The sequence below is a fragment of the Rahnella sp. Larv3_ips genome (assembly GCF_003697865.1).
Classification (GTDB): Bacteria; Pseudomonadota; Gammaproteobacteria; order Enterobacterales; family Enterobacteriaceae; genus Rahnella; species Rahnella rivi.
In genome coordinates this window covers 11,660-36,971 of record NZ_MJIB01000021.1, presented here as the reverse complement: position 1 = coordinate 36,971, position 25,312 = coordinate 11,660, and the positions used below count along the sequence as shown (strand labels likewise).

Annotated in this window: 20 protein-coding genes; 18 read left to right on the top strand and 2 right to left on the bottom strand. The window is 51.2% G+C overall.

Features of this window, described 5'->3' with window-relative positions:
• Together glnD and map are read right to left on the bottom strand one after the other, a co-directional pair.
• The coding region (gene glnD, locus ED901_RS19690) for a [protein-PII] uridylyltransferase (protein ID WP_371414341.1) at positions 1-1,891 on the bottom strand (1,891 nt) is incomplete at its 3' end.
• Positions 1,892-2,032: 141 nt separating this feature from the next.
• Entirely contained in the window at positions 2,033-2,824 is a 792-nt protein-coding gene (gene map, locus ED901_RS19685; protein WP_056781752.1) for a type I methionyl aminopeptidase, read from the bottom strand.
• Positions 2,825-3,190: 366 nt separating this feature from the next.
• Between map and rpsB the strand changes: the two genes are divergently transcribed.
• The 18 genes from rpsB (at position 3,191) to ED901_RS19595 (ending at position 25,251) form a co-directional block, all read left to right on the top strand.
• Positions 3,191-3,916 carry a 30S ribosomal protein S2 gene (gene rpsB, locus ED901_RS19680; RefSeq protein WP_056781750.1) on the top strand — a complete coding sequence of 242 codons (726 nt, stop codon included), beginning with the start codon at positions 3,191-3,193 and terminating at the stop codon, positions 3,914-3,916.
• A gap of 147 nt (positions 3,917-4,063) precedes the next feature.
• Entirely contained in the window at positions 4,064-4,915 is an 852-nt protein-coding gene (tsf, locus tag ED901_RS19675) for a translation elongation factor Ts (protein WP_056781746.1), read from the top strand.
• A gap of 168 nt (positions 4,916-5,083) precedes the next feature.
• Complete coding sequence (gene pyrH / locus ED901_RS19670) at positions 5,084-5,815, top strand: UMP kinase (protein ID WP_056781743.1); 732 nt, start codon at positions 5,084-5,086, stop codon at positions 5,813-5,815.
• Between the two features lie 106 nt (positions 5,816-5,921).
• Positions 5,922-6,479: a ribosome recycling factor gene (frr, locus tag ED901_RS19665; protein WP_056781740.1), complete on the top strand. Its 558-nt coding sequence runs from the start codon at positions 5,922-5,924 to the stop codon at positions 6,477-6,479.
• Positions 6,480-6,641: 162 nt separating this feature from the next.
• Positions 6,642-7,838, top strand: a complete 1,197-nt coding sequence (ispC, locus tag ED901_RS19660; RefSeq protein WP_122096992.1) for a 1-deoxy-D-xylulose-5-phosphate reductoisomerase — start codon at positions 6,642-6,644, stop codon at positions 7,836-7,838.
• 245 nt (positions 7,839-8,083) lie between these two features.
• Positions 8,084-8,842 carry a (2E,6E)-farnesyl-diphosphate-specific ditrans,polycis-undecaprenyl-diphosphate synthase gene (gene ispU / locus ED901_RS19655; RefSeq protein WP_122096991.1) on the top strand — a complete coding sequence of 253 codons (759 nt, stop codon included), beginning with the start codon at positions 8,084-8,086 and terminating at the stop codon, positions 8,840-8,842.
• A 9-nt stretch (positions 8,843-8,851) separates the two neighbouring features.
• Entirely contained in the window at positions 8,852-9,700 is an 849-nt protein-coding gene (gene cdsA / locus ED901_RS19650; protein ID WP_056781733.1) for a phosphatidate cytidylyltransferase, read from the top strand.
• A gap of 44 nt (positions 9,701-9,744) precedes the next feature.
• Positions 9,745-11,100 carry a sigma E protease regulator RseP gene (rseP, locus tag ED901_RS19645; protein WP_122096990.1) on the top strand — a complete coding sequence of 452 codons (1,356 nt, stop codon included), beginning with the start codon at positions 9,745-9,747 and terminating at the stop codon, positions 11,098-11,100.
• A 36-nt stretch (positions 11,101-11,136) separates the two neighbouring features.
• Positions 11,137-13,557 carry an outer membrane protein assembly factor BamA gene (gene bamA / locus ED901_RS19640; protein ID WP_056781730.1) on the top strand — a complete coding sequence of 807 codons (2,421 nt, stop codon included), beginning with the start codon at positions 11,137-11,139 and terminating at the stop codon, positions 13,555-13,557.
• Positions 13,558-13,710: 153 nt separating this feature from the next.
• Positions 13,711-14,208, top strand: a complete 498-nt coding sequence (skp, locus tag ED901_RS19635) for a molecular chaperone Skp (RefSeq protein ID WP_056781728.1) — start codon at positions 13,711-13,713, stop codon at positions 14,206-14,208.
• Between the two features lie 2 nt (positions 14,209-14,210).
• Entirely contained in the window at positions 14,211-15,233 is a 1,023-nt protein-coding gene (lpxD, locus tag ED901_RS19630; protein WP_056781726.1) for a UDP-3-O-(3-hydroxymyristoyl)glucosamine N-acyltransferase, read from the top strand.
• A gap of 146 nt (positions 15,234-15,379) precedes the next feature.
• On the top strand, positions 15,380-15,835 hold the full coding sequence (fabZ, locus tag ED901_RS19625; protein ID WP_034792780.1) for a 3-hydroxyacyl-ACP dehydratase FabZ: 456 nt from the start codon (positions 15,380-15,382) through the stop codon (positions 15,833-15,835).
• 3 nt (positions 15,836-15,838) lie between these two features.
• Positions 15,839-16,627 carry an acyl-ACP--UDP-N-acetylglucosamine O-acyltransferase gene (gene lpxA / locus ED901_RS19620; RefSeq protein ID WP_056781724.1) on the top strand — a complete coding sequence of 263 codons (789 nt, stop codon included), beginning with the start codon at positions 15,839-15,841 and terminating at the stop codon, positions 16,625-16,627.
• Positions 16,628-16,645: 18 nt separating this feature from the next.
• A complete protein-coding gene (gene lpxB, locus ED901_RS19615; RefSeq protein ID WP_056781722.1) occupies positions 16,646-17,794 on the top strand; it encodes a lipid-A-disaccharide synthase in 1,149 nt (382 codons plus the stop codon).
• Positions 17,791-18,387, top strand: a complete 597-nt coding sequence (gene rnhB, locus ED901_RS19610; RefSeq protein ID WP_122096989.1) for a ribonuclease HII — start codon at positions 17,791-17,793, stop codon at positions 18,385-18,387. Before lpxB ends, rnhB begins: the two co-directional genes overlap by 4 nt.
• Positions 18,388-18,460: 73 nt before the next feature.
• On the top strand, positions 18,461-21,943 hold the full coding sequence (gene dnaE / locus ED901_RS19605; protein WP_056781716.1) for a DNA polymerase III subunit alpha: 3,483 nt from the start codon (positions 18,461-18,463) through the stop codon (positions 21,941-21,943).
• Positions 21,944-21,955: 12 nt separating this feature from the next.
• The gene (accA, locus tag ED901_RS19600; protein WP_056781713.1) at positions 21,956-22,915 is read left to right on the top strand and encodes an acetyl-CoA carboxylase carboxyl transferase subunit alpha; all 960 of its coding nucleotides are present in this window, start codon (positions 21,956-21,958) and stop codon (positions 22,913-22,915) included.
• 188 nt (positions 22,916-23,103) lie between these two features.
• Entirely contained in the window at positions 23,104-25,251 is a 2,148-nt protein-coding gene (locus tag ED901_RS19595) for a lysine decarboxylase LdcC (RefSeq protein ID WP_122096988.1), read from the top strand.
• Positions 25,252-25,312: the final 61 nt, after the last annotated feature.

Below are 25,312 nucleotides of genomic sequence, written 5' to 3'. Positions count from 1 at the left end.
CGCGTTCCCGCAGATCCGGCGTATTTTGCATTCCCCGCCGCAATTGTTTTTCGGTCGCGAAATACAGTTCGCGTATCAGGCTCTGCTTCCAGCTGTTCCACAACGTTTCGTTGGTGGCGCAGATATCGGCAACGGTCAGGCTCACCAGATAACGGAGACGGACCTCGGTTTGCATTTCTGCTGCGAACTGCTGGATCTCGTTGGGATCCTGAATATCACGGCGCTGCGCGGTGACGGACATCAGCAAATGACAGCGAACCAGCCACGAAACCAGCTGCGTTTCCCGCGAGTTCAGCCCGTGCAACTCAGCGAATTCCAGCACGTCCTGCGCGCCAAGAATCGAGTGATCGCCACCGCGACCTTTAGCAATATCGTGGAAAAGCGCAGCCATCAGCAGCAATTCGGGCTGCGGAAGGCGCGGATACAACTCCACGCACAAAGGATGTTTAGGGCGAGTTTCTTCATGCGCAAAGCTTTCGATTTTCTGCAGAACGCGGATCGTATGTTCATCCACCGTGTAGGCATGGAACAAATCGAACTGCATCTGGCCGACAATTTGTCCCCACTGCGGCATGTACGCCCACAACACGCTGTGCCGGTGCATCGGCACCAGTGCGCGCGAGACAGCGCCCGGATGGCGAAGGATCGACATAAACATTTCCCGCGCCTGAGGGATCATACAAAGCGGTTCTTTCAGATGACGGCGTGCATGGCGCAAAAGGCGCACGGTGGTGGAGTAAATCCCTTTGATTTCGCGATGACGGACCATCAGATGGAACATACCGATGATCGTTTCCGGCTGGCGTTCAAACAAAGAGTCGTCGCGCAGATCGATCAGATCCCCTCGCAGCTGGAAATGCTCATCCAGCGGACGCGGTTTCTCGTTCGGGCCTATCGCGAGAATCGCTTCATCGAACAGCTGCAGTAACATTTGATTCAGCTCGCCCACCCGGCGGGTCATGCGATAGAAATCTTTCATCATCCGTTCGACAGGCTGATTGCCTTCGCCCTGATATTGCAGGAGCTGAGCGACGTTAAGCTGTCTGTCGAAAAGCAGGCGGTTATCGTAACGCGGCAACACCAGGTGCAGGGCAAAGCGGATACGCCACAGGAAACTCTGGCACTCCAGCAGCTCGTTGCGTTCGGCTTTCGTCAGAAATCCAAAAGCGACCATTTCATCCAGCGACGTTGCGCCGAAGTGACGGCGTGCGACCCACAGAATGGTATGGATATCGCGCAGGCCGCCCGGGCTGCTTTTGATATCCGGTTCCAGATTGTAGCTGGTGCCGTGATAGCGCAAATGGCGCTCGTTTTGTTCTTCAATTTTGGCACGAAAGAAGTTGGGGGAAGGCCAGAAACCATCACTGAAAATGTGTTTTTGCATACTGAGAAACAGCGCAACATCTCCGCAAATCAGGCGTGATTCAATCAGGTTTGTTGCGACGGTAAGGTCCGCAAGCCCTTCCAGCAGGCATTCTTCCAGCGTGCGGACGCTGTGACCAACTTCCAGTTTCAGATCCCACAACAGGGTGATCAGCTCTCCGATGCGCTGCGCCTGCTCATCGTTGAGGCGCTTTTGGCTCAGTACCAGCACGTCGATATCGGACAGCGGATGCAATTCTCCGCGGCCATAACCGCCAACGGCAACCATCGCCGTCTCCGGGATATTATCGAAACCGTAGAATGTCCACAGGCGTTGCAGGAGCTGGTCGATGTAATGCGCTCGCGCATCCACCAGTTCCTCGGCGCGCAGCCCGGCATTAAAGGCGTCCGCCAGCCAGCCCTGAAACTGTTCCATATGTTGTTTGAGGCTCTGACGGTTTAACTCGTCGTCCGGATAAACGGAGGGAGAAACGGGCTGTGGCGGGCAGGAGCAAGGGGGGTTCTGCATTAATTCTGGTTGCAGGCTCTTTTCAGCAGAGAAGTTTTCAGTCATAGAAGCGCAGCCCATTCCTACACGTTAAGATAAAAAAAACCGGCTTTCGCCGGTTTGATTGACAGATTTATACCCTCTGCGCCGAGCGGGTCACTGTTAGTCGTGCGTCAGGATAGCCGGGATGGTGTCATCCTTACGCAGCGTCATAATTTCACAACCGTTATCAGTCACCACAATAGTATGCTCGTACTGAGCCGACAAGCTGCGATCTTTAGTTTTTACTGTCCAGCCATCTTTCATGGTGCGGATGCGGAAATCACCGGCGTTAACCATAGGCTCAACGGTAAAAGCCATACCGGCTTGCAACACTACGCCGCTATCATCGGCATCGTAATGCAGAACCTGAGGTTCTTCGTGGAAGCCTTCGCCAATACCGTGACCACAATATTCACGTACTACGGAGAATTTTTCAGCTTCCACGAATTTCTGAATCTCTTTGCCTAACGTCCGCAAGCGGATGCCCGGCTTGATCAGACGCAGCGCCAGATACAGGCTCTCCTGCGTTACGCGGCAAAGGCGCTCACCGAGAATGGTCGGTTTCCCCACGATGAACATCTTCGAAGTATCGCCGTGGAAACCCTCTTTAATCACCGTGACGTCGATGTTGACGATATCGCCGTCTTTCAGAATTTTGTCGTCACTCGGGATACCGTGACAAACGACTTCGTTAATCGAGATACACACCGACTTAGGGAAGCCGTGATAGTCGAGGCAGGCAGAAATGGCATGCTGTTTGTTCACGATGTGATCGGAGCAAATGCGATCCAATTCACCGGTGCTGACGCCAGGTATGACGTAAGGCTCGATGATTTCAAGCACTTCGGCAGCCAGACGGCCAGCGACGCGCATTTTTTCGATATCTTCAGGGGTTTTGATTGAAATGGCCATGAGTCATCCTGCAGGTTTGTACATCCGGTGTGCTGTATTTCTACACCGTTGTCGTCAATAATTAGCTGTGGCTTATGGTATCAGCCCTGATATTAGCTGCCAAACTATCATTTCCCGGTGCGTAATCCGCTGAACAAAAGTTGCTGCCCGACCGTTATTTGTGGTATAAAACGCGCCGGCAATCCGCTCTGGGTCCCAGACTCCGGGGGATTAAAGCCAAATTCACTCATATGTGTACTTATTAACGTAAGTAATAACACACACGTATCGACACATACGCCGGGGTGCCTTGGGAATTCGTTCTGCAGGGTCGGTTGTATGGGATACGTGGAGGCATAACCCCAACTACTTAATAGAGGTTTTATCATGGCAACTGTTTCCATGCGCGACATGCTCAAGGCCGGTGTTCACTTCGGTCACCAAACCCGTTACTGGAACCCGAAAATGAAGCCATTCATCTTCGGCGCTCGTAACAAGGTTCACATCATCAACCTTGAGAAAACTGTTCCAATGTTCAACGAAGCTCTGGCTGAGTTGCAGAAGATCTCTGCCCGTAAAGGCAAGATCCTGTTCGTTGGTACTAAACGCGCAGCAAGCGAAGCGGTAAAAGACGCTGCTCACAACTGCGACCAGTTCTTCGTGAACCATCGCTGGTTGGGCGGCATGCTGACTAACTGGAAAACTGTTCGTCAGTCCATCAAACGTTTGAAAGACCTGGAAATTCAGTCTCAGGACGGCACTTTCGAGAAGCTGACCAAGAAAGAGGCGCTGATGCGTACTCGCGAACTGGCTAAGCTGGAAAACAGCCTGGGTGGTATCAAGGATATGGGTGGTCTTCCTGACGCACTGTTCGTTGTTGACGCTGATCACGAACACATCGCTATCAAAGAAGCTAACAACCTGGGTATCCCGGTATTCTCCATTGTTGATACCAACTCCGATCCGGATGGCGTTGACTTTGTTATCCCTGGTAACGATGACGCAATCCGTGCAGTAAATCTGTACCTGAGCGCTGTTGCTGCCACTGTCCGTGAAGGCCGTTCGCAAGATCTGGCTGTTCAGGCAGAAGAAAGCTTCGTAGAAGCTGAATAATAAGGCAAGCTCAGCAGAGCCCTTATTAACCAGGTATTGAAATATGTTGGTTAGGGGGCCTTTATTGGCCCCCTTTGCTTATCTTAAATGCGAGAAATATCTCACCGCAAAAAGCCTTTTTGCACTGAGATAATCGAGGAAAATACAATGGCTGATATTACCGCTGCCCTGGTAAAAGAACTGCGCGAACGTACTGGCGCTGGCATGATGGATTGTAAGAAAGCTCTGGTTGAAGCTAACGGCGACATCGAGCTGTCAATTGAAAACATGCGTAAATCTGGCGCGATCAAAGCGGCGAAAAAAGCAGGCAACGTAGCTGCTGACGGCGTGATCAAAACCAAAATCGAAGGCAACTACGGTGTGATTCTGGAAGTTAACTGCCAGACTGACTTCGTTGCTAAAGATGCCGGTTTCCAGGCATTTGCTGACAAAGTGTTGGATGCTGCTGTTGCAGGCAAAATCACTGATGTTGAAGTGTTGAAAACACAGTTCGAAGAAGAGCGTATTCAGCTGGTTGCTAAAATCGGTGAGAACATCAACATTCGTCGCGTTTCTTCTCTGGAAGGCGATGTGTTGGGTAGCTACCTGCACGGTGCTCGTATCGGTGTTCTGGTTTCTGCTAAAGGCGCTGACGAAGATCTGGTTAAACAGCTGGCTATGCACGTTGCAGCAAGCAAACCAGAATTCGTTAAACCAGAAGACGTGTCTGCTGAAGTGGTAGAAAAAGAGTACCAGGTTCAGCTGGACATCGCGATGCAGTCTGGCAAGCCAAAAGAAATCGCAGAGAAAATGGTTGAAGGCCGCATGAAGAAATTCACCGGCGAAGTTTCTCTGACTGGCCAGCCTTTCGTTATCGACCCAAGCAAAACTGTTGGTCAGATGCTGAAAGAGCATAACGCCGACGTTATCAACTTCATCCGCTTCGAAGTGGGTGAAGGCATTGAGAAAGTTGAGACTGACTTTGCTGCTGAAGTTGCAGCGATGACCAAACAGTCTTAATCAGTACCTGATGCACAATAAAACGGAACCGCTGCTTGTTGGCGGTTCCGTTTTATCCAGCCCCAAATTCCAATGACATTGTGCGATGTACTGTAGAACATCCGGTAACAACGCTATGATGTAAAGATTGAATTCTCATTAAGACACATTGCTTCTAGGACAGACACCATGGCTACCAATGCGAAACCCGTTTATCAGCGTATCCTGCTCAAACTCAGTGGCGAAGCCCTGCAGGGCAGTGAAGGTTTTGGTATCGACGCGAGTGTATTAGATCGTATGGCTCAGGAAGTGAAAGAGCTGGTCGAACTCGGCATTCAGGTAGGCGTTGTGATCGGCGGCGGTAACTTATTCCGTGGCGCGGGTCTGGCGCAGGCGGGCATGAACCGTGTTGTAGGCGACCATATGGGTATGCTGGCGACTGTCATGAACGGCCTGGCAATGCGTGATGCATTACACCGTGCTTATGTTAACGCGCGTCTGATGTCTGCAATTCCTTTGAACGGTGTTTGTGATAATTACAGCTGGGCTGAAGCCATCAGCCTGCTGCGTCATAATCGCGTGGTGATTTTCTCCGCGGGGACAGGCAATCCATTCTTTACCACCGATTCTGCAGCGTGCCTGCGTGGTATCGAAATCGAAGCCGATGTGGTATTAAAAGCCACCAAAGTCGACGGCGTATATTCTGCTGATCCGGTCAAAAACCCGGAAGCAACGCTGTATGAGACATTGACCTATCAGGAAGTGCTGGAGCAGGAATTGAAAGTGATGGATCTGGCGGCGTTTACGTTAGCCCGCGATCACAATCTGCCAATTCGTGTATTCAACATGAACAAACCTGGCGCACTGCGCCGCGTGGTGATGGGTGAAAATGAAGGGACGCTGATTTCTAACGCTGAGTGATCCTTCGCCATTGAACATTGTGTTCAGCCAGCCTGTGCTGGCATAAGTATTCACGGACTATACTGAGTATGGTCTGCCAGGTAACCAGCTCTCAAGGGTTCACATCGTGATTAACGACATTAAAAAAGACGCTGAAATTCGTATGGACAAATGCGTAGAAGCATTCAAAACCCATATCAGCAAAATTCGTACCGGTCGCGCTTCTCCGGGTATTCTTGACGGCATCATGGTCGAATACTACGGTTCTGCAACGCCACTGCGCCAGTTGGCTCAGGTAACGGTTGAAGATTCCCGTACCCTTGCTATCTCCGTCTTTGACCGTTCTATCAGCGCTGCTGTTGAAAAGGCGATCATGACATCTGATTTGGGTCTGAACCCTTCTTCTGCGGGCGCGACTATCCGCGTTCCATTGCCAGCACTGACCGAAGAGCGTCGTAAAGACCTGATCAAAGTCGTGCGTGGTGAAGCAGAGCAGGGCCGTGTTTCTGTGCGTAACGTCCGCCGTGACGCTAACGACAAAACCAAAGCGCTTCTGAAAGATAAAGAAATCAGTGAGGATGAAGATCGTCGTTCCCAGGATGATATCCAGAAACTGACTGATATCTTCATCAAGAAAATCGACGTTGCGTTGAGTGAGAAAGAAACCGAGTTGATGGAGTTCTAATCAGACTCGCTCGTTTTCTCCGATAAAGCGTCGCAAATGCGGCGCTTTATTTTTTACAGGCCTCAGATCTTTTATCTGTTTCCACAATCTCATGGACAAGCCGGATAAGAGGTTTCAGACTGTGCACTATTCTGAATTAATGGCGTTATCCCGGGCATTTTCATGAAACAAATGACTATTCTTGGTTCGACAGGTTCTGTCGGCACCAGCACGCTTTCCGTTGTCCGGTCTAATCCCGACGCCTTTGCGGTGAAAGCCCTGGTGGCAGGATGTAATGTGGACGTGATGGCGCAGCAATGTCTGGAGTTTCGTCCAGCCTATGCGTCAATGGCCGATGAACCGTCAGCCCGCGCACTGCGCAACATCCTGACTGAACAGGGCGTCAACACAGAAGTGCTTTCTGGCGAAAAGGCGGCAATCGAACTGGCCGCGCTGGATGATGTTGATCAGGTCATGTCAGCCATTGTCGGAGCCGCAGGGCTTTTGCCGACGCTCGCCGCAGTGCGTGCCGGTAAGCAGGTCCTTCTGGCGAATAAAGAGTCGCTGGTCACCTGTGGTCGTATTTTCATGGATGCCGTCCGGCAGAGCCAGTCTCAACTCCTTCCTATCGACAGTGAACATAACGCGATTTTCCAAAGTTTGCCTGAAGCTGTGCAACAGCAACTTGGCTATGCGTCACTCGAAGAAAACGGCATTTCCCGCATTATTCTGACGGGGTCAGGTGGACCGTTCCGTGAGCTACCGTTGAACCAATTTAATGATGTGACGCCGGATCAAGCCTGCGCACATCCTAACTGGTCTATGGGGCGCAAAATTTCAGTCGACTCCGCCACCATGATGAATAAGGGGCTGGAGTACATCGAGGCCCGCTGGCTGTTTAATGCGTCGGCTGCGGAGATGGAAGTGATCATCCATCCTCAATCGGTCATCCACTCAATGGTGCGTTATCGCGATGGCAGTGTGCTGGCACAACTGGGTTCTCCGGATATGCGCACGCCTATCGCACATGCGATGGCTTATCCTCGACGGGTTGCTGCAGGAGTGGAAGCGTTGGATTTCTGCAAGATGGGGGCACTGACCTTCTCTGAGCCGGATTATACACGCTACCCTTGTCTGCAACTGGCTATCGAAGCCAGTAATACCGGGCAGGCAGCGACAACTGCGTTGAATGCCGCCAATGAAATTTCTGTTGCTGCATTCCTAAACGGCGAGATCCGTTTCACTGATATTGCATCGGTCAACCGGGATGTCATGGGACAGCTGGTAAGTGCTGAGCCGGGCTCGGTGGATGAAGTTCTGGATATCGACAGGCAATCGCGGGCTTTGGCCAGGCAGAAACTTCGCACATTTGCGGTCTGACGCTAATTTTAGTGCTTATGCAGCAGTTTGTTAGCATCACATTGAAATGGTATAGTCTGCGCCACGCTGACAGTGGATTCAGGTTTTTAGTGTCTGGATCCCGTAAGTGGAATCGGTAAGCTGTCAGTGTAGCCGTGCCCGCAAGGGAGACACGGCTTTTTTGCGCGTGTTACAGCGCCAGCGTTTGACGTACAACGCCAGCTAAAAAGCCGTCGTGTTCTGATAAAAGGAAATGAGTACGCGTTATGTCCCTCGAAAATCAACAGATGTCTGATACGTCTTGCGCTCAGCCGCGCCATGTTGCCATTATTATGGACGGCAACGGTCGTTGGGCAAAACGTCAGGGTAAAATGAGGGTCTTTGGTCATAAAGCGGGCGTAAAATCAGTGCGTAAAGCCGTGAGTTTTGCTGCCAATCATCATTTAGATGCTCTTACGCTTTATGCCTTTAGTAGTGAAAACTGGAATCGCCCGGCTCAGGAAGTCGCCGCGTTAATGGAACTGTTTGTTCGTGCACTCGACAGTGAAGTTAAAAGCCTGCATAAACACAATGTCAGGTTGCGGATTATTGGCGATGTCAGTCGCTTTAGTGCTCGTCTGCAGGAACGCATTCGTCGTTCAGAAACACTTACACAAAATAACGACGGTCTTACGCTAAACATCGCTGCGAACTATGGCGGACGATGGGATATTATTCAGGGCGTTAAGGCACTGGCCGGTCAGGTTGAAGCCGGTGCGCTGCGGGCAGAGCAAATAACAGAAGACATGCTGGATTCAGCCGTCTGTATGAGCGAACTGGCACCAGTCGATTTGGTGATCAGAACCGGTGGGGAACATCGAATCAGTAACTTCTTGCTGTGGCAAATTGCCTATGCGGAGTTTTACTTTACGGATGTCCTCTGGCCTGATTTTGATGAAAATACCTTTGAAGATGCGCTAAATGCTTTTGCACGACGCGAGCGCCGCTTTGGAGGGACTACACCTATCGGCGCCAATGCGTCCTAGGGAGAACATTTGCTGAAGTATCGCATTATCACAGCTCTGATTTTAATACCGATTGTTATTGCAGCACTCTTTTTGTTACCACCGGTAGGTTTTGCCATTGTCACGCTGGTCGTGTGCATGTTGGCGGCGTGGGAGTGGGGGCAATTAGCGGGTCTGGGAACGCGTAATCAGCGGATCTGGCTGGCTATCCTGTGTGGTTTTCTGCTGGCAGTCATGCTACTGAGCATTCCGGCCTATCATCACAGCGTGCAGTTGCCGCAGGTGAGTGGATCGTTATGGGCTGCGCTTGCCTGGTGGTGTGTCGCTCTGGTGTTAGTCGTGGGCTATCCTGCGTCCGCCGCATTCTGGCGTAATTCACGCGTGCTGCGTGTTTTGTTCGGTGTTCTGACGATTGTGCCGTTCTTCTGGGGCATGGTTGCGCTGCGCCAGTATGGCTATGCAGAGAATCCGCACACTGGCGCCTGGTGGCTGTTGTATGTGATGCTACTCGTCTGGGGCGCAGATTCCGGGGCTTACCTGTTTGGGAAGTTGTTCGGTAAACACAAACTGGCGCCTAAAGTCTCTCCCGGAAAAACCTGGGAAGGTTTCTTCGGCGGACTGCTGACGTGCGCTCTGATTGCCTGGTTGTTTGGTCGTTATGCGCCGTTGAGCGTTCAGCCGTCTGTATTACTCATTTGCTCCGTAGTCGCTGCGCTGGCTTCTGTACTCGGCGACCTGACGGAGAGCATGTTCAAACGCGAAGCTGGAATCAAAGACAGTGGTCATATGATTCCCGGGCACGGTGGAATATTGGATCGCATCGACAGCCTGACTGCCGCCGTTCCTGTATTTGCCTGTCTGATGCTGTTAGTGTATTAATCCGTCACTGAGACGGTGAAGTTTTCTAAGGAATAGTTGGACATATGATGAACATACTCTGGAGCCTGGCCGCCTTTATCGTTGCATTGGGGGTGCTTATCACCGTGCACGAGTTCGGCCATTTCTGGGTTGCTCGTCGCTGCGGGGTGCGTGTTGAGCGCTTCTCTGTCGGTTTTGGGCGCGCACTGTGGCGCCGCACCGATCGCCGTGGAACCGAATATGTGCTTGCTATCATCCCCCTCGGTGGATACGTCAAAATGCTCGATGAGCGTCTTGAGACGGTTCCACCTGAGCTTAAGCATCTTACTTTCAACAGCAAGACGGTGTGGCAGCGTGCTGCTATTATTAGCGCGGGCCCGATTGCCAACTTTATTTTTGCTGTTTTCGCCTACTGGGTCATCTTCGTTATTGGCGTTCCCTCGGTACGCCCGGTTGTGGCTGAAATCACGCCGCAATCTATTGCTGCGCAAGCCAAAGTTTTACCCGGTATGGAACTAAAGTCTATTGGCGGTATCGAAACGCCTGATTGGGATTCAATTCGTTTGTCGTTGATGGGTGAAATTGGCAGTAGCCAAATGACGCTCGGGGTCGCCGAGTTAGGTTCATCAACGGTAATTGAAAAAGTCGTCGATTTGCGTGAATGGACATTTGATCCTGAAACGCAAGATCCTGTGGTTGCGTTGGGTATCATTCCGCGTGGTCCACAGGTGGAGCCCGTTTTAGCTGAAGTACAAGCGGGTTCTGCTGCTCAAAAAGCAGGTTTGCAAGCGGGCGATCGGATCGTTAAAGTTGACGGTCAGGTTTTGTCGGGCTGGCGTAATTTTACGTTGCAGGTGCGCGATAATCCGGGCAAGCCTATGGCGCTGAACATTGAGCGTAATGGTGAGACTCTTGAGTTAACCCTGACACCGGAAAGTCGGACAGTAGGTAAAGGTATCGTACAAGGTTTTGCTGGGGTGGTTCCCAAAGTCATACCGTTACCTGAAGAGTACAAAACAGTTCGCCAATATGGTCCGTTTGTCGCTTTTTATGAGGCCGGTGCAAAAACCTGGCAACTGATGAAGCTGACGGTAAACATGCTGGGCAAGTTGTTTACCGGTGATGTAAAGCTGAACAATCTGAGCGGCCCAATCTCTATAGCACAGGGCGCAGGGATGTCAGCGGAGTATGGTTTAGTGTCGTACCTGACGTTTTTGGCGCTTATCAGCGTCAATCTCGGTATCGTAAACCTGTTCCCATTACCGATATTAGATGGTGGACACTTGGTTTTTCTGGCAATAGAAAAACTAAAAGGTGGTCCAGTTTCCGAGCGAGTTCAAAACTTCAGCTATCAGGTCGGTGCAGTATTGCTGTTCCTGGTTATGGGGCTTGCACTTTTCAATGATTTCTCCCGTCTTTAAGGCTGGAGATTAGGTTAGGAAGAACGCATAACAACGATGGCGATCAAAAAGTTGCTCATAGCGTCGCTGCTGTTTGGCAGCGCCACCGTATACGGTGCAGACGGTTTCGTAGTGAAAGATATTCATTTCGAAGGCCTGCAGCGAGTTGCCGTCGGTGCGGCGTTACTCAATATGCCGGTTCGCGTCGGTGATACGGTTACTGACGATGATATCAGTAATACCATTCGTGCATTGTTTGCCACTGGCAACTTTGAGGACGTTCGCGTCCTGCGCGATGGCGATTCTCTGATTGTTCAGGTTAAAGAACGTCCAACTATTGCCAGCATCACTTTCTCCGGTAACAAATCGGTCAAAGATGACATGCTGAAACAAAACCTGGAGGCCTCTGGCGTCCGTGTTGGCGAAGCGCTTGACCGTACAACAATCAGCAGCATCGAGAAAGGTCTGGAAGACTTCTATTACAGCGTCGGTAAATACAGTGCGTCGGTAAAAGCGGTTGTTACCCCTTTGCCCCGTAACCGTGTCGATCTGAAACTGGTCTTTACCGAAGGTGTTTCTGCCAAAATTCAGCAGATCAACATCGTAGGTAACCATGCCTTCAGTACTGATGAACTGATTTCACACTTCCAGCTTCGCGATGAAGTGCCATGGTGGAACGTGGTAGGCGATCGTAAATATCAGAAACAGAAACTGGCGGGTGACCTTGAAACCCTGCGCAGCTTCTATCTGGATCGCGGCTATGCCCGTTTCAACATTGATTCGACTCAGGTCAGCCTGACGCCGGACAAGAAAGGCATTTACATCACGCTGAACATTACAGAAGGCGAGCAATATAAACTTTCTGGCGTTGAAGTGACTGGCAGCATGGCCGGTCACTCAGCAGAAGTGCAAAGCCTGACTAAAATTGATAAAGGCGAGCTGTATAACGGCGCTAAAGTCACCAAGATGGAAAACGACATCAAGCAGATGTTGGGTCGTTACGGCTATGCCTACCCACGGGTGAATACACAGCCAGAAATCAATGATGCCGATAAGACCGTTAAACTGCATATCAACGTTGATGCAGGTAACCGTTTCTATGTGCGTCATATCCGTTTTGAAGGCAATGACACCAGTAAAGACAGCGTACTACGCCGTGAAATGCGTCAGATGGAAGGTGCCTGGTTAGGCAACGATCTGGTCGACAAAGGTAAAGAACGTCTGAACCGTCTGGGTTACTTCGAAACCGTGGATGTGGATACGCAACGTGTACCGGGTACTCCGGATCAGGTTGATGTGGTCTATAAAGTGAAAGAACGTAACACCGGCACTTTCAACTTTGGTGTGGGCTACGGTACAGAAAGTGGTGTCAGCTTCCAGGTTGGTGTCCAGCAGGACAACTGGCTGGGTACGGGTAACTCCGTAGGCATCAGCGGTACCAAAAATGATTATCAGACTTACGCAGAATTCACGATCACTGACCCTTACTTCACCGTCGATGGTGTGAGTCTGGGTGGTCGTATCTTCTATAACGACTTTAAAGCGGATAACGCGGATCTGTCTGACTATACCAACAGAAGTTATGGTATTGGCGGTAACCTTGGTTTCCCAATCAATGAGAACAACTCATTGCGTCTGGGTCTGGATTACGTACACAACGATCTGTCCAATATGGAACCACAGATCGCCATGTTCCGTTATCTGAACTCTGTGGGCCTGAAACCTGCGGTCACCACCAGCGATAATGCTGATGCCGATTTCAGTGCTGATGACTTCTTCGTGAACCTTGGCTGGGGTTATAACAACCTCGACCGTGGCTACTTCCCGACTTCAGGGACAAAAGCCAGCCTGAACGGCAAAGTTACCGTTCCAGGTTCCGATAACGAATATTATAAAATCACTTTCGATTCAACCAGCTACATGCCGCTGAATCAGGATCGTGATTGGGTGCTGATGGGCCGTGCGCGCGCAGGTTATGCGGATGGTCTTGGTGGTAAAGAAGTGCCGTTCTACGACAACTTCTATGCCGGTGGTTCAAGCAGCGTTCGTGGTTTCCAGTCGAACACCATTGGTCCAAAAGCAGCCTATTACAAATGTACTACAGCTAATACCTCGTACAGCGGTTGTCCGATTGATAATTCGGACGATGCGGTGGGTGGTAATGCAATGGCAGTACTGAGTGCCGAACTGATTGTTCCAACTCCGTTTGTTAGCGAAAAATACGCTAACTCATTGCGTACTTCTCTGTTCGTGGATAGCGGTACTGTCTGGGATACAGGTTGGGAAAACACCCCGCAGACTATGGCTGCCGGTGTTCCTGATTACAGTAAACCAGGCAATATTCGTGTTTCTTCCGGTCTTGCGTTGCAGTGGATGTCTCCTCTGGGGCCATTGGTCTTCTCATACGCACAACCTGTTAAGAAATACGAAGGCGACAAAGCAGAGCAGTTCCAGTTTAATATCGGCAAAACCTGGTAACTCTCTGTCTGAAAAGCGCTTATTCAGCAGAATCGCAATGACCTGATGCTGAATTTGATACACGGGTTTCGGCCCGTGTATTGTTATTGCGTCAGGTGTTTTGTGTAATTTACTGTGCCAGATGGCACAAACGGGTGATGGAAGGAGTTTATAGTGAAAAAGTGGTTATATGCCGCAGGCCTCGGTTTAGTTATGGCTTCTTCAGCTAGCGTTCAGGCTGCTGACAAAATTGCTATCGTTAACGTCGCTAGCATTTTCCAACAGATGCCAGCACGTGAAGCTGTGGCCAAACAACTCGAAAACGAGTTCAAAAGCCGTGCAACTGATTTGCAATCTCAGGAACGTGATCTGCAAACTAAAATGCAACGTCTGCAACGCGATGGCTCGACCATGAAAGCCAGCGATCGTTCTAAACTTGAAAAAGACGTGATGGCTCAGCGTGAAGCGTTCTCCGCTAAAGCGCAGCAGTTCGAGCAAGACAACCGTCGTCGTCAGGGCGAAGAGCGTAACAAAATCCTGAGCCGTATCCAGGATGCTGTGAAATCTGTTGCAAGCAAAGAAGGTTATGATGTTGTTATCGATGCAAACGCAATCGCGTATGCAAGCAATGACAAAGATATTACTGCTGATGTGCTGAAACAGGTTAAATAAACATGTCTTCAATTCGACTGGCTGATCTCGCACAGCAGTTGGATGCACAATTGCACGGTGATGGCGAAATTGCCATCACCGGCGTTGCTTCAATGCATTCCGCACACTCTGAGCAAATCACGTTTTTATCAAACAGCCGCTACCGTGAACAGTTGGCCTCCTGCAAAGCAGGTGCCGTAGTGTTGACGGAAGCGGATCTGCCATTTTGCCCTACAGCGGCATTAGTGGTTAAAAACCCTTACCTGACCTATGCGCGTATGGCGCAACTGCTGGATACCACCCCGGCACCGGCACAGGATATTGCTGCGAGCGCGGTAATTTCTGACAGTGCTTCTTTGGGTAAGAATGTCTCGGTTGGCGCAAATGCAGTCATCGAATCTGGCGTAGTGTTGGGCGATAACGTTATCGTCGGCGCGGGCTGCTTTATCGGTAAAGAAGCTAAAATAGGCGCAGGAACCCGGATCTGGGCCAATGTTTCTATTTATCACCGCGTTGAAATTGGTGAGCAGTGCCTGATTCAGTCTGGCACCGTCATCGGTGCAGACGGTTTTGGTTACGCGAATGAACGCGGCAACTGGATTAAAATCCCACAACTTGGCACCGTGATTATCGGCGATCGCGTTGAGATTGGTGCCTGTACCACCATCGACCGCGGTGCGCTTGATGATACGATTATCAGCAACGGTGTCATCATTGATAACCAATGTCAGATTGCACACAACGTCGTGATTGGAGACAATACGGCCGTGGCCGGCGGTGTGATTATGGCCGGTAGTCTGAAAATTGGTCGTTACTGCCAGATTGGCGGAGCCAGTGTTATCAATGGTCACATGGAGATTTGTGACCAGGCCGTTGTGACAGGAATGGGAATGGTAATGCGACCAATCACTGAACCTGGGGTATACTCCTCCGGTATTCCGTTACAACCGAATAAAGTTTGGCGTAAGACGGCTGCACTGGTAATGAATATTGACGAGATGAATAAGCGCTTGAAAGCTGTCGAGCGTAAAATCGAAAAAGACTAATTACCATTTACGGTGCTGCTTTGTGTTCACTCAGTGAGTGAACCTGCGGCATTCGTTCCTATTTGCGGCCTGCCTGATGACCTTTTTTTGGGGTCTGGCAGGCCGTGTTTTTGATGCCATCAGTTTTTATAGACAGGAAGAGTATTTTGACTACTGACACTCATACTCTGCGTATTGAAGAGATACTGGATTTACTGCCACACCGTTACCCGTTCTTGTTGGTTGACCGCGTGTTGGATTTTGAAAAAGGGAAATTTTTGCGCGCAGTGAAAAACGTTTCCTTTAATGAACCGTTTTTCCAGGGGCACTTCCCAGGCAAGCCGATTTTTCCAGGTGTACTGATTCTGGAAGCCATGGCACAGGCTACCGGTATTCTTGCGTTTAAAAGCGTTGGAAAACTGGAACCGGGCGAACTGTATTATTTTGCAGCAATTGATGATGCACGCTTCAAACGTCCGGTGTTGCCGGGTGACCAGATGATTCTGGAAGTTGAATTCATTAAAGAGCGTCGTGGTGTTGCTCGTTTTAAAGGTGTCGCGAAAGTAGATGGTGAGATTGCTTGCGAGGCATCAATGATGTGCGCCCGTCGCCGGGAGTCTTAATACATGATAGACAAAACCGCCTTTATACATCCAAGCGCTATTGTTGAAGAAGGTGCCGTTATCGGTGCTGGTGTTCATATCGGTCCTTTCTGTTATGTCGGTTCCCAGGTGGAGATCGGCGAAGGTACTGAGCTTAAATCACACGTAGTTCTTAATGGCGTGACCAAAATTGGTCGCGATAACCGCATTTTCCAGTTCGTTTCCATTGGTGAAATTAACCAGGATCTGAAATATGCAGGTGAACCAACACGCGTTGAGGTCGGCGATCGCAACAATATTCGTGAGAGCGTGACCATTCATCGTGGAACCGTTCAGGGCGGTAGTCTGACAAAAGTGGGTAGCGATAACCTGTTGATGGTGAATGCGCATATTGCCCACGATTGCGTCATTGGTAATCGCTGTATTCTGGCGAATAATGCGACGCTTGGCGGTCACGTAGAGATCGACGATTTCGCTATCATTGGCGGTATGACCGCAGTGCATCAATTCTGCATCATCGGTGCGCACGTCATGGTTGGCGGATGCTCTGGCGTAGCCCAGGATGTGCCTCCGTTCGTGATTGCGCAGGGTAACCACGCGACACCTTTTGGTATTAATATCGAAGGGCTTAAGCGACGTGGTTTTGAGAAAGCAGACCTGCACGCTATTCGTAATGCCTATAAATTACTGTATCGCAGTGGCAAAACGCTGGAAGAAGCTCAGCCGGAAATCGCTGCGATTGCGGCTGAATTCCCGAAAGCCAAACCTTTCAGTGATTTCTTCAGCCGCTCAACGCGCGGCATAATCCGCTGATCTGCCCTACGGAAAACAATGCAAAAGCCTGTTCTTACAATTGGCCTGGTGGCCGGTGAAACGTCCGGTGACATTCTTGGCGCCGGGCTGATTCGAGCCCTGAAAAAGCACCATCCGGATGCCCGCTTTGTCGGCGTCGCAGGTCCGCTGATGCAGGCGGAAGGGTGTGAAGCCTGGTACGAAATGGAAGAACTGGCGGTAATGGGCGTGGTGGAAGTGTTAGAGCGTCTGCCACGCCTGTTGAAAATCCGCAAAGATTTGACCCAACGTTTCAGCGAACTCAAGCCGGATGTCTTCGTGGGCATAGATGCCCCGGATTTTAACATCACGCTTGAAGGGCGTCTGAAACAACGCGGTATCCGCACGATCCATTATGTCAGCCCGTCTGTCTGGGCCTGGCGACAAAAACGCGTTTTCAAAATAGGAAAAGCCACCGATTTAGTCCTGGCGTTTCTGCCTTTCGAAAAAGCGTTTTATGACAAATTCAACGTTCCCTGCCGTTTCATCGGTCACACTATGGCCGATGCCATGCCGCTGCATCCCGACAAACAGGCTGCGCGACTGTCTTTGGGGATCCCTGATGATGTGCACTGTCTGGCGTTACTGCCAGGAAGTCGTCATGCGGAAGTTGAAATGCTCAGTGCTGATTTCCTGAAAACAGCGCTTCAATTGCGACAGACTTACCCGGATCTCCACATTGTTGTGCCGCTGGTGAATGCAAAACGTCGCGAGCAGTTTGAACGTATCAAAGCGGAGATTGCGCCAGACCTTCCCGCGCATTTGCTGGACGGCAAAGGTCGCGAGGCCATGATTGCCAGCGATGCGGCATTGCTGGCTTCAGGAACGGCTGCGCTGGAATGTATGCTGGCGAAATGCCCGATGGTTGTCGGCTATCGCATGAAGCCCTTCACCTTCTGGCTCGCTGAACGCCTGGTAAAAACGCCGTACGTTTCCTTGCCAAACTTGCTTGCAAGACGGGAAATCGTCACCGAGTTACTGCAAACCGAATGCGTTCCGGACAAACTTTCCGCTGCGTTATTGCCGTTGCTGGCCGGTGGTGAGAAAAGTCACGAATTGCAGAGTACCTTCCTGGAATTGCATGAAAGCATTCGCCGGAATGCCGATGAGCAGGCTGCTCAGGCTGTGATGGAGCTGGCACGCCGATGAGTGACATCTTTATCTATCCACAGGCCGTGTGTATCGCCGGTGTGGATGAAGTCGGGCGTGGCCCGTTAGTGGGCGCCGTGGTGACTGCAGCGGTTATTCTCGATCCGGCTAACCCCATCAAGGGCCTGGCTGATTCAAAAAAACTCAGTGAAAAACGGCGCGAAGCGCTGTATATCGAAATTAAAGAAAAGGCGCTTGCCTGGAGTCTTGGCCGCGCTGAACCGCATGAAATCGATGAAATCAATATTCTGCATGCCACCATGCTGGCGATGCAAAGAGCCGTTGCCGGGTTGGCTATCACGCCCGACATGGTATTGATTGATGGCAACCGCTGTCCGGTTCTTCCGATGGCCTCTCAGGCCGTGGTGAAAGGGGACAGCAAAGTGGCCGAAATCAGTGCTGCATCCATCCTGGCTAAAGTCACCCGCGATCGCGAAATGGTTGAACTGGATCTTCAGTTCCCTGAATATGGTTTTGCGAAACATAAAGGCTATCCGACGTCGGTGCATCTCGAAAGCCTTGCCCGGCTTGGTGCGACTGCGCATCACCGTCGCAGCTTCGCCCCGGTGAAGCGCGCACTCGGATTGGCGTAACGCGTCATCTTGTTCCTTTCCTGCCTTAGCGGGAAATACACACTCTACACTCACTCATTTCTGGACTCTGGATATGGCCGAACCTCGTTTTATTCATCTGCGTGTACATAGCGACTATTCCATGGTGGATGGCCTCGCGAAAGTGGGTCCGCTGGTGAAATGCGCAGCGTCACTCGGTATGCCTGCTCTGGGGATCACTGACTTCACCAACCTGTGCGGCCTGGTCAAATTCTACGGTGCCGCGCACGGTGCTGGCGTGAAACCGATCATCGGTGCCGATCTGAACATTCAAAGCGAGATCCTTGGCGACGAACTGGCGCAGCTGACCGTTCTGGCGATGAACAATCAGGGATATCAGAACCTCACGCTGTTGATTTCCCGCGCCTATCAGCGTGGCTATGGCGCGGCGGGGCCGATAGTTGATCGCGAGTGGCTGGCAGAACTGAATGAGGGGTTGATCCTGATCTCCGGCGCGAAAATGGGGGATGTCGGTAAATTCCTGATGCGAGGTAACGATTTACAAGTCGAGCTCTGTCTGGATTTTTATCAGCAATATTTTCCCGACCGCTACTACCTCGAACTGATCCGTACCGGCCGGGCTGAAGAAGAAAACTATCTGCACGCTGCCGTCGCGCTCGCAACCGAACGCGGTTTACCGGTGGTGGCAACGAACGACGTACGTTTCATGGTTGCATCGGATTTTGACGCCCATGAGATCCGCGTGGCTATTCACGACGGTTTTACGCTCGACGATCCCAAGCGTCCGCGCAATTACACTGCTCAGCAATACATGCGCAGTGAAGATGAAATGTGCGAGTTGTTTGAAGATATCCCGGAAGCTCTGCAAAACAGCGTTGAGATTGCTAAACGTTGTAACGTCACCATTCGTCTTGGCGAATACTTCCTGCCGCAGTTTCCGACCGGAGAGATGACGACTGAAGATTTTCTGGTCGATAGATCAAAAATCGGGCTGGAAGAACGTCTTGAGTTTCTGTTTCCGGATCCCGACGTGCGCGCGCAACGACGCCCTGAATATGATGAACGTCTGGATATCGAGCTCAAAGTTATCAACCAGATGGGCTTTCCCGGTTACTTCCTGATCGTAATGGAGTTCATCCAGTGGTCGAAGGATAACGACGTACCGGTAGGCCCTGGCCGTGGTTCCGGTGCCGGTTCACTGGTGGCCTATGCGCTCAAAATTACCGATCTGGATCCGCTTGAATTCGATCTGCTTTTCGAACGTTTTCTTAACCCGGAACGTGTTTCCATGCCCGACTTTGACGTCGATTTTTGCATGGAAAAACGTGATCAGGTCATCGACCATGTGGCTGAAATGTATGGCCGCGAAGCAGTTTCTCAGATTATCACTTTCGGTACGATGGCTGCTAAAGCCGTTATTCGCGACGTAGGCCGCGTACTGGGCCACCCTTACGGATTTGTTGATCGTATTTCCAAACTGGTCCCGCCTGACCCCGGCATGACGCTGGAAAAAGCCTTTGCCGCAGAACCGCAATTACCGGAAATTTACGAAGCGGATGAAGAAGTTAAGTCTCTGATCGACATGGCGCGCCAGCTTGAAGGCGTCACACGTAACGCCGGTAAACACGCCGGCGGTGTCGTGATAGCGCCGACCAAGATTACCGATTTTGCGCCGTTATATTGCGATGCTGAAGGTAATCACCCGGTGACGCAGTTCGACAAAAACGACGTGGAATATGCCGGTCTGGTGAAGTTCGACTTCCTCGGATTGCGTACGCTCACCATCATCGACTGGGCGCTGGGCATGATTAACGCCCGTCGTGCAAAAGCGGGCGAACCGCCGCTGGATATTGCCGCGATCCCGCTGGATGACAAGAAAAGTTTCGACATGCTGCAACGCTCGGAAACCACCGCGGTTTTCCAGCTTGAATCCCGCGGCATGAAAGATTTGATCAAACGCCTGAAACCCGACAGCTTCGAAGACATGATCGCGCTGGTGGCATTGTTCCGCCCGGGGCCGTTGCAGTCCGGCATGGTAGATAACTTTATTGACCGTAAACACGGTCGCGAAGAGTTGTCCTATCCGGATATCCAATGGCAGCACGAATCTCTGAAACCGGTACTGGAGCCGACGTACGGCATCATCTTGTATCAGGAACAGGTCATGCAGATTGCGCAGGTTCTGGCGGGCTATTCGCTGGGCGGTGCGGACATGTTGCGTCGTGCGATGGGTAAGAAAAACCCGGTCGAGATGGCAAAACAGCGCGGCGGTTTTGAAGATGGTGCCAAAGCGCGCGGTATTGATGGCGAACTGGCGATTAAAATCTTCGATCTGGTAGAGAAATTCGCCGGTTATGGGTTTAACAAGTCCCACTCCGCCGCTTATGCGCTGGTGTCTTACCAGACGCTGTGGCTGAAAGCGCATTATCCTGCTGAATTTATGGCAGCGGTGATGACTGCCGATATGGATAACACTGAGAAAGTGGTTGGCCTGGTAGATGAATGCTGGCGAATGGGGCTGAAAATTCTGCCGCCGGATATCAACAGCGGTCAGTATCATTTCCACGTGAATGAAGAAGGTGAAATCGTTTACGGCATCGGCGCGATCAAAGGCGTAGGTGAAGGCCCGATTGAAGCCATCATTGAGGCGCGTAACGAGGGCGGTTATTTCAAAGAGCTGTTTGATCTCTGCGCCCGCGCGGACGTGAAAAAGCTCAACAAACGTATCCTCGAAAAGCTGATCATGTCCGGTGCGTTTGACCGTTTAGGTCCGCACCGTGCCGCATTGATGAGCTCTTTGCCGGATGCCCTGAAAGCTGCCGATCAGCACGCCAAAGCTGAAGCTATTGGTCAGGTAGATATGTTCGGCGTTCTGGCGGAAGCGCCGGAACAGGTGGAGAAATCCTACGCCAACGTCATGCGCTGGCCGGAACAAACGGTACTGGACGGTGAACGCGAAACGCTGGGGTTGTACCTGACAGGTCATCCGATCACCCAGTATCTGAAAGAAATCGAACGTTATGGCGGCGGCCAGCGTTTGAAAGATATGCACCCGACGGATCGGGGTAAAATGACGGTTGCAGTGGGACTGGTTCTCGCTGCACGGGTAATGGTCACCAAACGCGGTAATCGCATTGGGATCTGTACGTTAGACGACCGCTCTGGTCGTCTGGAAGTCATGTTGTTCACCGAAGCGTTGGAAAAATTCCAGCATTTGTTGGAAAAAGACCGTATCCTTATCGCCACAGGACAGGTCAGCTTTGATGACTTCAGCGGCGGGCTTAAAATGATGGCCCGCGATATTATGGACATCAGTGAAGCACGGGAAAAATATGCTCGCGGTCTTGCTATCTCGCTGACTGACAGGCAAATTGATGACCAGCTTTTGAACCGTCTCCGCCAATCGTTGGAACCTCATCGATCGGGGACGATACCAGTGCATCTGTATTACCAACGAGAAAACGCAAGAGCCCGGCTTCGATTCGGGGCGTCATGGCGTGTTACGCCAACGGACAAACTGTTGCTGGATTTGCGAGGCCTGGTCGGTAGTGAGCAGGTGGAACTGGAATTTGACTAAAATAGGAATGCTATGAGTCTGAATTTTCTTGATTTTGAACAGCCGATTGCGGAACTCGAAGCGAAAATTGACTCGCTGACTGCAGTCAGCCGTCAAGACGAAAAATTGGATATTAATCTGGACGAAGAAGTTGCACGCTTGCGCGAGAAAAGCGTTGAACTGACCCGTAAGATTTTCTCTGATCTGGGTGCCTGGCAGATTGCCCAACTGGCACGCCATCCTCGTCGCCCTTATACGCTGGATTACATCAAACATATCTTCACTGATTTTGATGAACTGGCTGGTGATCGTGCATTTGCTGACGATAAAGCTATCGTTGGCGGGATTGCTCGTTTGGGTGAACGTGCTGTGATGATCATAGGTCATCAGAAAGGCCGTGAAACAAAAGAGAAAGTCCGTCGTAACTTCGGTATGCCTGCTCCGGAAGGATATCGCAAAGCGTTACGCCTGATGGAAATGGCAGAACGTTTCAAACTGCCGATCATTACCTTCATCGACACCCCGGGCGCATACCCAGGCGTGGGTGCTGAAGAGCGCGGCCAGTCTGAAGCGATCGCCCGTAACCTGCGTGAGATGTCACGTCTGAATGTGCCAGTTATCTGTACCGTTATCGGTGAAGGTGGTTCCGGTGGCGCACTGGCAATCGGCGTGGGTGATAAAGTTAACATGCTGCAATACAGCACCTATTCGGTGATCTCACCGGAAGGCTGTGCCTCAATTCTGTGGAAGAGTGCGGATAAAGCACCTCTGGCAGCAGAAGCGATGGGTATCGTTGCACCACGTTTGAAAGAACTGAAGCTTATCGACTCGGTGATCCCTGAACCTCTGGGCGGTGCTCATCGTAACGTTGAAGCGATGGCGGCCTCACTGCGCGCCCAGCTGGAAGCTGACCTGAGTGATTTGGATGTGCTGAGCACTGAAGAATTGCGCAACCGTCGTTATCAGCGTCTGATGACTTACGGCTACTGCTGATCCAGCAACCGCTTATGAAAAGGCCATGCAACTGCATGGCCTTTTTTATTGCCGCAAATCCCTCCCACATCGTTCCGGGATTCTGAATTTTCCTTCCGTCTGTCAGAAATAGTCGCGAAAGGGTACACACCTGGCGCTAACCGTGTTTCTATAAATATATGAGATACCAATAAAAGAAGGATTGTCAGATGAATATCATCGCTGTCATGCGCCCGGAAGGGGCTTACTATAAAGAAGAGCCAATCCGCGAACTGGATAGCGCCCTGACGCTTCTCGGGTTCCAGGTTATTTATCCGCGGGATCGCGCTGACTTACTGAAACTCATCGAAAATAATGCCCGCATTTGTGGGGCGATTTTTGACTGGGACGAGCACAGCGAAGAGTTGTGTACAGAAATTAATGAGCTGAACGAATACCTGCCGTTGTACGCTTTCATCAATACTCACTCAACGCTGGATGTTGATGTGAACGAGATGCGGATGGTTCTGTATTTCTTCGAGTACGCGCTGACCGCCGCAGAGGATATTGCCAAACGGATCCGCCAGTACACGGACGAATATATCGATACGATCACGCCACCGCTGACCAAAGCGTTGTTTAAATACGTGGAAGAAGGGAAGTACACCTTTTGTACGCCGGGACACATGGCGGGCACGGCGTTTCTGAAAAGCCCGGTCGGGACACTGTTTTATGATTTCTTTGGTGCCAAAACGCTGAAAGCAGACGTATCCATTTCAGTGACCGAACTGGGATCGTTGCTCGATCATACCGGCCCGCATCTGGAGGCCGAAGAATATATCGCGCGCACGTTTGGTTCAGAACAAAGTTACATCGTGACCAACGGCACTTCGACGGCCAATAAAATTGTCGGCATGTACGCCGCGCCAGCGGGCAGCACGGTGCTGATTGACCGAAACTGCCATAAATCGCTGGCACATCTGATGATGATGACCAATGTCGTGCCGATCTATTTGCGTCCTCACCGTAATGCCTACGGCATTCTCGGCGGCATTCCCAAGCGTGAATTCACCCGGGAAAGTATCGAAGAGAAAATCGCCCGGACGGACAATGCGACCTGGCCGGTACATGCGGTTATTACCAACTCCACCTATGATGGGCTGCTGTACAACACTGATTACATCAAAAATACGCTGGATGTGCCGTCGATTCATTTTGATTCCGCCTGGGTGCCTTATACCAATTTCCATCCGATTTACGCAGGGAAAAGCGGGATGAGTGGTGAGCGAATTCCCGGAAAAGTCATCTATGAAACTCAGTCTACGCACAAGTTACTGGCCGCGTTCTCTCAGGCGTCAATGATCCACATTAAAGGCGATTACAACGAAAGTACCTTTAATGAAGCCTACATGATGCACACCACCACATCACCGAACTACGGTATCGTTGCCTCGGCAGAAACCGCAGCGGCGATGCTGCGCGGAAATCCCGGACGCCGCCTGATCAACCGCTCGGTAGAGCGTGCGTTACATTTTCGCAAAGAGATCCAACGACTGCGCGAGGAAACCGATGGCTGGTTCTTCGATATCTGGCAGCCGGAGCATATTGATGAAGCCGAATGCTGGCCGCTGAATCCAGATAATAACTGGCATGGCTTTGCGAACGCAGATACCGATCATATGTATCTGGATCCGATCAAGGTCACGATCCTTACGCCCGGCATGGATGAAATGGGCAAACTGGAACAGGAAGGGATCCCGGCGGCGCTGGTGGCCAAGTTCCTTGATGAGCGCGGCGTGGTGGTCGAAAAAACCGGTCCGTACAATTTACTTTTCCTGTTCAGCATTGGCATTGATAAGACCAAATCCATGAGCGTGATGCGTGGTCTGACCGATTTCAAACGCAGCTATGATCTTAATCTGCGCGTTAAAAATATGCTCCCCGATCTGTACGCGGAAGATCCGGATTTCTACCGTCATATGCGGATCCAGGATCTCGCGCAGGGGATCCACAAGCTTATCCTCCGACATGATCTGCCGCGCCTGATGCTGGACGCATTTGAAACGCTGCCAGAAATGAAAATGACGCCGTATGAAATGTTCCAACATCAGGTGCGCGGACATGTGGAGGAATGCGACCTCGACGAACTGATCGGCAAAGTCTCGGCTAACATGATCCTGCCTTATCCGCCGGGAGTGCCTGTGGTGATGCCCGGTGAGATGATTACGGAAGAAAGCCGCGCGGTGCTCGATTTCCTGATCATGCTTTGCTCGATAGGGGAACGTTACCCTGGCTTTGAAACCGATATTCATGGTGCACGTCTCACCGAAGACGGGCGCTATCTGGTGAAAGTGCTGAAGCTCCCCGACGCGCAGTAATGACAGCCCTCATTATGAGGGCTTTTTATTGACGTCTCCGGATACGCTGAGTAACGTGCAC